This window comes from Clostridium aquiflavi, from assembly GCF_031344075.1.
Classification (GTDB): Bacteria; Bacillota; Clostridia; order Clostridiales; family Clostridiaceae; genus Clostridium; species Clostridium aquiflavi.
In genome coordinates this window covers 32,611-42,062 of the sequence record NZ_JAVJAN010000035.1, presented here as the reverse complement: position 1 = coordinate 42,062, position 9,452 = coordinate 32,611, and the positions used below count along the sequence as shown (strand labels likewise).

9 protein-coding genes and 1 tRNA gene are annotated in these 9,452 nt (G+C 28.6%); 2 read left to right on the top strand and 8 right to left on the bottom strand.

From position 1 onward, the window contains the following. Window positions 1–8: 8 nt before the first annotated feature. A tRNA-Glu gene (locus RGC78_RS12785) sits at window positions 9–83 on the bottom strand. A gap of 115 nt (window positions 84–198) precedes the next feature. Next, entirely contained in the window at window positions 199–783 is a 585-nt protein-coding gene (locus tag RGC78_RS12780; RefSeq protein ID WP_252216499.1) for a hypothetical protein, read from the bottom strand. A gap of 164 nt (window positions 784–947) precedes the next feature. Here RGC78_RS12780 and RGC78_RS12775 point away from each other — a divergent pair, with 164 nt between their 5' ends. After that, on the top strand, window positions 948–2,192 hold the full coding sequence (locus RGC78_RS12775; RefSeq protein WP_309556760.1) for a BaiN/RdsA family NAD(P)/FAD-dependent oxidoreductase: 1,245 nt from the start codon (window positions 948–950) through the stop codon (window positions 2,190–2,192). 82 nt (window positions 2,193–2,274) lie between these two features. Here the strand turns inward: RGC78_RS12775 and RGC78_RS12770 are convergent, their stop codons facing one another. The 3 genes from RGC78_RS12770 to RGC78_RS12760 form a co-directional block, all read right to left on the bottom strand. Next, window positions 2,275–3,024 carry an acyl-[acyl-carrier-protein] thioesterase gene (locus RGC78_RS12770; protein ID WP_252216504.1) on the bottom strand — a complete coding sequence of 250 codons (750 nt, stop codon included), beginning with the start codon at window positions 3,022–3,024 and terminating at the stop codon, window positions 2,275–2,277. A 201-nt stretch (window positions 3,025–3,225) separates the two neighbouring features. Then, the gene (locus RGC78_RS12765) at window positions 3,226–3,408 is read right to left on the bottom strand and encodes a DUF1858 domain-containing protein (RefSeq protein ID WP_003371961.1); all 183 of its coding nucleotides are present in this window, start codon (window positions 3,406–3,408) and stop codon (window positions 3,226–3,228) included. Between the two features lie 102 nt (window positions 3,409–3,510). Next, complete coding sequence (locus RGC78_RS12760) at window positions 3,511–4,797, bottom strand: adenylosuccinate synthase (RefSeq protein ID WP_309556759.1); 1,287 nt, start codon at window positions 4,795–4,797, stop codon at window positions 3,511–3,513. Window positions 4,798–5,020: 223 nt separating this feature from the next. On the opposite strand from RGC78_RS12760, the gene RGC78_RS12755 reads away from it, so the two are divergent. Beyond that, on the top strand, window positions 5,021–6,193 hold the full coding sequence (locus RGC78_RS12755) for an NAD(P)-dependent malic enzyme (protein ID WP_309556758.1): 1,173 nt from the start codon (window positions 5,021–5,023) through the stop codon (window positions 6,191–6,193). A 98-nt stretch (window positions 6,194–6,291) separates the two neighbouring features. Here the strand turns inward: RGC78_RS12755 and RGC78_RS12750 are convergent, their stop codons facing one another. The 3 genes from RGC78_RS12750 to proC all read right to left on the bottom strand — a co-directional run bounded on the left by RGC78_RS12750 (window position 6,292) and on the right by proC (window position 9,419). Continuing rightward, window positions 6,292–6,630 (bottom strand): P-II family nitrogen regulator, encoded by a 339-nt coding sequence (locus RGC78_RS12750; protein ID WP_252216512.1) that lies wholly within the window; start codon window positions 6,628–6,630, stop codon window positions 6,292–6,294. Window positions 6,631–6,645: 15 nt separating this feature from the next. Then, window positions 6,646–7,893 (bottom strand): ammonium transporter, encoded by a 1,248-nt coding sequence (locus tag RGC78_RS12745; RefSeq protein ID WP_252216515.1) that lies wholly within the window; start codon window positions 7,891–7,893, stop codon window positions 6,646–6,648. A 725-nt stretch (window positions 7,894–8,618) separates the two neighbouring features. Next, a complete protein-coding gene (gene proC / locus RGC78_RS12740; protein WP_252216518.1) occupies window positions 8,619–9,419 on the bottom strand; it encodes a pyrroline-5-carboxylate reductase in 801 nt (266 codons plus the stop codon). Window positions 9,420–9,452: the final 33 nt, after the last annotated feature.

Genomic DNA, 9,452 nt, shown 5'->3' with positions numbered 1-9,452 from the left:
ATAGAAAATGGTGACTCCTAGGGGAATCGAACCCCTGTTACCACCGTGAAAGGGTGGTGTCTTAACCGCTTGACCAAGGAGCCTTGGTTTTTTATTTTTCGTGACCGTGTTCCCGACCACATAGACTATAATACATAATTTTATATTATGTGTCAACACATTTTTTGATTTTTTTTATTATTATATTTTTATTTAGTGCTAAATCAACAATTTTTGCTCATTATTATAACTTCCTTTTATCTCATTAATAGCCTTCCCAAACCCAGATAACATCCTATTTCTATCCTGTATTTCTTTTTCAATTTTATTGATTTCATTAAAACAAATATTTAAAAAGTTTTCTTCAGAAACTTTATTGATATTTATGCTATACCCTTCTTTTTTGAAGTTTTGTCCTGAAGATAATACTTCTATAGGGAACTTATTATTTACAAATATTAATATTTCTTTATCCCATATACCCCTTCTATTTATCTTATATTTATCTTTTAATACATTTAATTCTATTACTTTTTCATTTATTTCATCTTCCAGGGACTCCAATAATGCCATATAAAAGAATACAGATATTCCTTTTGTCAGTTTAATTTTTAAAAATTGCTTATTGCTTATTAAAAATTCATCAACCTTGTTTTCAGGAATTAATTCTATATCTTCTATTTGAAATGTTTTTAAACCACTTCCTGTAGGATAATTTATTACAGCTTGATCAAAATTCATTCTTCTAATTTGAAAAACTGAATCATAGTCTTCTAGTTCTTTATTAATAACTTTTGCTTTCATAGCTAAAATCACCACTTCTTATAAATATTTTGGCTTTGTTTTAAGTTTATTATTCCTTGCTTTTAAGATTTATATTACTATGTTAGAATTTATTTAAGTAATTTAGAAAACACTTATATAAGTATTACTTTATAATTCATTTAAATATAAGGAGATTAACATATATGATTCATCATGATTTAATAGTTGTTGGCGGTGGAGCTTCAGGATTAATTGCTGCAATAATGGCTAAGGATTTAGGAAAAGATGTCGCTATAATAGAAGCAACTGATAGAATAGGTAAAAAAATTCTTACCACTGGAAATGGTAGATGTAATATATCTAATAATAATATCTGTTCTCCATTTGTTAATTTTCATAGCGAAAATAATAATTTTTTTACTAAAACATTAAATAAATTTACAATTGAAGATACAAAAAATTTATTTTTATCATTAGGTTTACCTATTGTAGAACTTGAAAATGGTAAGATGTTTCCAAAATCACTTCAGGCATCTTCAGTAGTTGATATATTGAGAATGTGTTTAGATGATAAAAATATTCCTCTATACACCAATTGCAAAGTTACAGATATAAGAAAATCAAAGAAATTCACCATTAATACAAATAATGAAGAATTTAAAGAATTTAGCTCTAGAAAATTAATTTTAAGCTGTGGTGGTAAATCTGCCCCTAAAACAGGATCTGATGGCTCTGGATTTAAACTTAGCAAAATACTAGGTCATAATATAGTAGAACCTCTTCCTGGCATTGTTCAGCTTAAATTAGACTATCCTTATTTGAAAGCATTATCAGGAATTAAATTTGATGGTGAAGTAAGTATTCTAGTTGATGGTGAAGTAATTAGAACAGAAAAAGGTGAAGTACTATTTACTGACTACGGAATATCAGGTCCACCAATTTTACAATTATCTTCATATGCTTCAAAAGCACTTTATAAGAACAAAGATGTAAAAATTAGTGTTGATATGTTCCCTAATGAAACAAAAGAAGAAATAGAGAATTTTATATACAGTCATTTTTCAATTTTTAACTATAGAGAAATTTCATCTTGCCTAATAGGTGTGATAAATAAAAAAATGATATCTACTCTTTTAAAAGACGTTGGTATTAAAGATATTCATTCTTGTTGTTCTGAATTAGATTGGAAGTATTTAAGCATATTGATTTCTAGATTAAAAAACTGGGAATTTAAATGCACTGGTACCAACGGATTCTCTAACGCTCAAGTAACACTTGGTGGAGTTAATACTAAAGAAATAGAAGATAATACATTAGAATCAAAAATAGTGAAAGATCTTTATTTCTGTGGTGAAATAATGGATGTCCATGGTGATTGTGGAGGATTTAATCTACAATGGGCTTGGAGCTCAGGATGTTTAGCTGGTAAATCTGCTTCTGAAAAATAAATTTTAGTGTTTTAAAAACATAAAGCGATATCAAAGTATAAACATTAAACCCTACTTTGATATCGCTTTATTATCATTAATATTATTTTTTTATCCAATCTGCTTCTAAGAATGTTATTTCAGTTCCCTCATCATTTTTTATTTTATGATAAGTCTTTAAATTATTTTCATCTATTTGTCTTAAAGTCGCTGTTGACGAAATTGTTTTTCCATAAGTAGTTTCTTTAGCAAATAGCACTTTAATTCTATTTAATTCATATTCTTTTACTGTTTCAAGTGGAACTGCTTCAATGGCCCATTCTATATATTTTACGTTATTTACGTGCTTATTAGAGTCTATATCGCTATATCTGATTTGAAACTCTTTAATAAATTGTTCTTCTTCAACCTTTTCTATATCTTCCATTGATACATCATGATCTAAATCACCATCTACCCCATAAAATTCATATTGTTCTTTTTGTATTCTCATAGGTCTTCTCTTTTCAATATTTATTAAAAAGAATAGTGCTAATGCCTCTCCTATTAAAATACCATCTGAATCTTTAATAGAATATTTTCTTAATCCATAGAATTTTTTAAAACCTATAGCTTGTGTTGTTAAACTTATAGTTTCTCCAAACTTAGGATATCTGTACATTTTTATATCATACTTATAAAACACCCACGAACAATTATTCGTTGTACAGTATTCCATTCCTCCGCCTATTAATTCAGACTGTCTACTACCTACATCACATATATAGTTAATAATAGATGATAGCTTACATTTTAAATTTGAATCTACATCATAATAATTAACTTCATATTCTTTACTAAAAATCTTACCCATAATTATAATATTACTAAAGTAAAAATAATCCCTATTTACTGTGTAATATTTCCCCCCTCCTTTATATACATAATATCTATTATACTGCAAATTCTTCCTATATATAATGTTTTTTATACAGCACAGTTTAAATTTTTGTAAATCATAATTTAATAGTAAAAAGGCCATTGCATTTTTGCAACAGCCTCTTCTTTTTAAGTATTATTTATTTAATGCTTCTATTAATTCATCTAAATTAATTCCATGTACCATAGCAGCTTCTTCTATTGTTTCAGCTTGAGCTGATGGACATCCGACACATCCCATACCAAAGCTCATTAAAACTTCAGCCTTAGATGAATCATTTTTAACTACTTCACCAATTGTCATGTCCTTTGTTATCATATTTTTCACCTTCTTATTCATAAAACTCAATTCATACAAATATTATCTACTATGAATTATATTTTATACTAAAAGTAAAGTCAATAACATGAAAACTTAATATTATATACTATCTATTCTTATAGTTTGTTCTCTCTTTGGTCCAACACCTATTATAGAAATCTTAGTATCTGTAAATTCAGCTATTCTATTTAAGTATTTCTTAGCATTTTCAGGTAGTTCCTCATATGTTCTAGCTTCTGCTACACTATCATCCCAACCATCAAATTCTTCATATACTGGTTCACATTTAGCTAGATCTTCTAAACTTGCTGGGAAGTAATCTATAACTTTACCATCAAATTTATATCCTACACATACTTTTAATTTTTCTAATCCTGCTAGTGTATCTATCTTAGTAACAGCTAATGAAGTCAATCCACTTACTCTTGCAGCAGTTTTAACTATAACTAAGTCTAACCAACCACATCTTCTTGATCTTCCTGTTGTTACTCCATATTCATGACCCTTTTCTCTTATCCAATCTCCAGTTTCATCAACTAATTCTGTAGGGAATGGTCCTTTACCAACTCTTGTAGTATAAGCCTTTGTTATTCCTACTGCATTAGTTATCATGTTAGGTCCAATACCTATACCACTACATACACCACCAGCTGTTGTGTTAGATGATGTAACATAAGGATATGTTCCATAATCTATATCTAAAAGCATTCCTTGCGCACCTTCAAATAGTACAGTTTTGTTTTCTTTAATATTGTTATAAACATTAACTGAAGTATCTTGAACAAAAGGTCTTAATTTCTTTGCAAATTCTAAATATTCATTTAATATTTCACTAAAGTTTAAAGGTTCTCCACCTAATACCTTAGTAATATAGTTATTTTTCATTCTTATATTTTCTTCTAATTTTTCTTTAAAAACATCTTCATGCATAAGATCGCAAACTCTTATTCCACATCTTTCAAACTTATCTGTGTAACATGGACCTATGCCCTTTCCTGTAGTTCCTATATCATTTTTACCTCTTGCTTTTTCTTTTAAAACATCTAGTGTTTTATGATATGGCATTATAAGTTGTGCTCTATCACTTATGATTAATTTTTCTGGTGTAACTTTAACTCCTACACCCTCTAAATAATTTATTTCTTCAAATAGAGCTTTAGGATCTACTACTACTCCATTTCCAATAACATTTAATTTATCATCATATAGTATTCCTGATGGAATTAAGTGCAATTTATATTGCTTATCTCCAACTTCTACAGTATGACCAGCATTATTACCTCCTTGAAATCTAACAACAACCTCAGCTTCTTCTGCTAGATAATCTGTCATCTTTCCTTTTCCTTCATCTCCCCATTGGGCTCCTAAAACAATAAATGCTGACATTCGTTTGCCTCCTTAAATACAAGCTTTAATAGCTTTTATGTAAAAATATTTGGATGTTTATTTAATTTTTAAATAACTCTCCTTTTAAATATTAGCAAAGTCAAATCATATGGTCAACTAGGCATCGAATATTTTTTTGATTTTTTTAATAATAATTCGTATAATTGAATTATCATTAGAATTATACCGTTAAATTTTATAAAAACTATTGAGGAGTGTTGGTATGAATATTTATGAAGAATCTTTAAAGTTCCACAAAGAAAAAAGAGGTAAAATAGAAATTAAATCAACTTGTGAAGTAAAAAATTCTAAAGACTTAAGCCTAGCCTATACCCCTGGAGTAGCTGAGCCTTGTAGAGAAATACATAAAAATCCTGATAAAGCATATGAGTATACTAGAAAGTGGAATTCTGTTGCTGTTATATCAGATGGTACAGCAGTGTTAGGACTTGGTGATATTGGACCACTTGCAGCATTGCCTGTTATGGAAGGTAAAAGTGTTTTATTTAAGGAATTTGCAGATGTTGATGCATTTCCTATAGTTTTAGATACTAAAGAAGTTGATGAAATAGTTTCTACTATTTGTAATATAGCTCCAACTTTAGGTGGAATTAATCTAGAAGATATTTCAGCTCCTAGATGTTTTGAAATAGAAAAGAAATTAAAAGAAAAATTAAATATACCAGTTTTTCATGATGATCAACATGGAACTGCTATTGTTGTTCTTGCTGGTATGATTAATGCTTTGAAAATAGTAAATAAAAATCTAGACGATATTAAAGTGGTTATAAATGGTGCTGGCTCTGCTGGAACTGCTATATGTAAATTGTTAATATCTTCAGGAGTTAAAAATGTTGTTATGTGTGATATAAATGGAATAATTACAAAAGGTAAGGATTCTAATAATTCATATATGGAGGAATTAGCTCAAATAACTAATCCTAATAATGAGAGTGGTAACTTAAAAGATGCAATAAAAAATGCTGATGTATTTATAGGTGTGTCTGCTCCTAATATAGTATCAAAAGAAATGGTTAAGACTATGAATGAAAATGGAATAATATTTGCTATGGCAAATCCAACTCCAGAAATATTCCCTGAAGATGCAAAAGAAGCTGGAATTGCTGTAATGGGCACTGGACGTTCAGATTATCCTAATCAAATAAATAACGTATTAGCTTTCCCTGGCATATTTAGAGGTGCATTAGATGTAAGAGCATCAGAAATAAATGAAGAAATGAAAGTTGCTGCTGCTTATGCAATAGCTAATTCTGTTTCCAATGAAGAGTTAAGTGCTGAATTTATAATTCCTAAAGCATTTAATTTAGATGTTCAAACTATTGTTGCAGATGCTGTGAAAAAAGCTGCAATTGAAAGCGGAGCTGCACAAATATAACAATACTTAATTTAACTAAAATATTAGTTTTTATAAATTAAAGATATAACTTAGAAATTATTCAACAGTTATATCTTTAATAATTATATTTTAATTTATTACAATGCTTTATTGCCTCTTTCACCAGTTCTAATTCTCACACATTCTGCAATATCTATAACAAATATTTTACCATCTCCAACATCTCCAGTTCTTGCAATTTCCGAAATTAATGAAATAACTTCTTCTACCTTATCATCTTCAACAACCATTTTTACTTCTATTTTAGGCAATACATTTGTTATAACTTCACTACCTCTATGATATTCAGTCCAACCATATTGCTTTCCACACCCCATAACTTGGTTGATTGTCATTCCATTAATGTTTTTATTTTTTAAAGCTTCTTTAATCTCTTCAAGTTTTGAAGGTCTAATAACAGCTTCTATTCTCTTCACAATAAATTTCCCTCCTTAATCTAATCCAGTAAATGCAGGATAAGCAGATTCACCATGTTCAACAACATCAAGGCCATCAGCTTCTTCTGAACTTTCAACTCTAATATCACTAAATAATTTCATAACTTTTATAATTAAGAAAGTCATAATTCCTGCAAATATAATTGTTATTATAATGCTTAATATTTGAGCTATAAAAAGACGAGTATCTCCAAATAAAAGTCCATTCCATTGTGCCCCTGAGTTAATTGATGTATTACCAAAAAGACCAGTAGCAATAGCACCCCAAACTCCTCCCATACCATGACATCCAAAAGCATCAAGTGCATCATCATATCCAAATTTTGCTTTTACCCTTCCTATAAAAAAGAAACATATTGGTGATACAAGTGCTCCAATTATAATTGAAGACCAAATTGGAACAAATCCTGCTCCAGGTGTAATTGCAACTAACCCTACAACTGCGCCTGTTGCTGTACCAAGTACTGTTGGCTTACCATGTTTAACTTTTTCAATTAACATCCATGAAAGCATAGCAGCAGCTGCTGAAGTATTTGTTGTCATAAAAGCATGAACTGCAAGCGTTCCAGCTCCTAATGCACTACCGGCATTAAATCCAAACCATCCAAACCAAAGTAATGATGCTCCAAGTACTACAAGCGGTATATTGTGAGGCTTATATGACATCATACCATAACCTCTTCTTTTGCCAAGCATAATACAAGCTATGAGTCCTGAAATACCTGAACTAATATGTACTACATTACCACCTGCAAAATCAACTGCACCTAAAGCTTTAATTAATCCACCATCACCCCATACCATATGAGCCATTGGATAATAAACTAAAATTGACCAAGCTGCAATAAAAATAAATAATGATGAAAACTTCATTCTTCCTGCTAAAGATCCTGTTATAAGTGCTGGTGTTATTATTGCAAACATCATTTGAAATGCAGCAAAAAGCAATTGTGGTATATTACTTGCATATGCAGCATTAGGATGTGCTCCTACGCCAACAAGTCCTAATAAATTAAAACCACCTATTATTCCATGAAAATCATTACCGAATGACAATGAATAACCTATTAAAACCCACATTACAGATGCAAGACCACAACTAAAAAATGATGTCATAATTGTATTTAGCACATTCTTTCTTCTTTCCATACCACCATAAAAAAATGCAAGCCCAGGTGTCATTAAAAATACAAATGCTGAACAAATTATAATAAATGAACTATCTGCTAAATTAATTTCCATAAAAGTTCCCCCTTTAAATTAAAATTACTATTAATTTAAAAACTTTTAATTGCTAGCTTTAAAGTTTTAAATTTTTTTATAATTAATATAAAAAAAAGGAGTTAAAAAACTGCGAATGCATCGCATTTTTTAACTCCATTGTTTATGTTTTATAGTATATTATTCTCATATAATTTTGTCAATAATGTTTTAATATAAAATTTTGATTAACTTTTAAATATAATTTTGCTTACTTTTTATTAATTCATTTAACATCTGATATATTTTCTTACATTAAATATAAATGTTTATTATTTTTTATTACTCTTATATTTCAACATTTGATCATAATATTATAAATCCCATAGTTGCCATTAAATTTTTTAATCATTATAATTTGTAGTTTTTTTAATTTTATTTATAGATTTATATTTTTAAAAATTATTCACACAAATTTTCAAAATACTTATCCACATAAAATTTTTTTGAAATTTATCCACAATTCATAATTAAAAAGTTATCCCCAAAAAAAGTTTGAATTTTTGTCCACAAAACAGAGGGAGCAATATAATTTTTTATTTTTTATGATTAATTAAAAGAAAAACTATATTTATTTTTTTAAATTTTATAATTATATTTTTAATGTGTATTTATATATGCAATAGAGCTCTTAAGTTCAATTACTTAGTCCACTTCGCTTATGCATATATAAATACTCCATTAAAACATAATCTATTTCAGATACATTACATATTTTTAGACTTCTCTGCGCATTTATCCATAGCTTCTATAACACTGCTTCTAAAACCTAACTTTTCTAATTCAACTACAGCATCAATTGTAGTTCCACCAGGTGAACAAACTGCATCTTTTAATTCTCCTGGATGTTTTCCTGTATCTAAAACCATTTTTGCAGAACCCAATACACTTTGAGCTGCCATCTTATAAGCTTTATTTCTAGGTATTCCTAACTTTACTGCACCATCTGCCATAGCTTCTATAAACATAAATATGTATGCTGGTGACGATCCACATAAAGCAATAAATGCATGAAAATCTTTTTCTGATATTTCAACACATTCTCCAAAACTTTCAAATATCTTTTTACATACTTCCATATCTTCTTTAGATACATTTGCATTTGGACATATTGCAGACATTGCTTCTCCAACTAAGGCTGGAGTATTAGGCATACTTCTAATTATTTTATGCTTCTTGCTTATTAAATCTTCTAAATTTTCAATTGTAATCCCAGCTGCTACACTAATTATTAATTTATCTTCAGTTAAATAATCCTTAATTTCATTAATTACATCTTTAAACATATATGGTTTAACAGATAAAATAATTATATTAGAATTTTTGACTACATCTTTATTATTAATGCTAGCATTGATGTTGAATTTATCTTTCATATTGCTTGCTGAACTTTCTGTTTTTGTAGAAACAAATATGTTCTTAGATTCAAAAGATCCTGAATTAATTAATCCTCCAACCATAGAACTTCCCATATTTCCACAACCTATAAAACCAATTTTTCTATCCATAAATTAAGCCCCCATTTTTTTATTTTTATTACA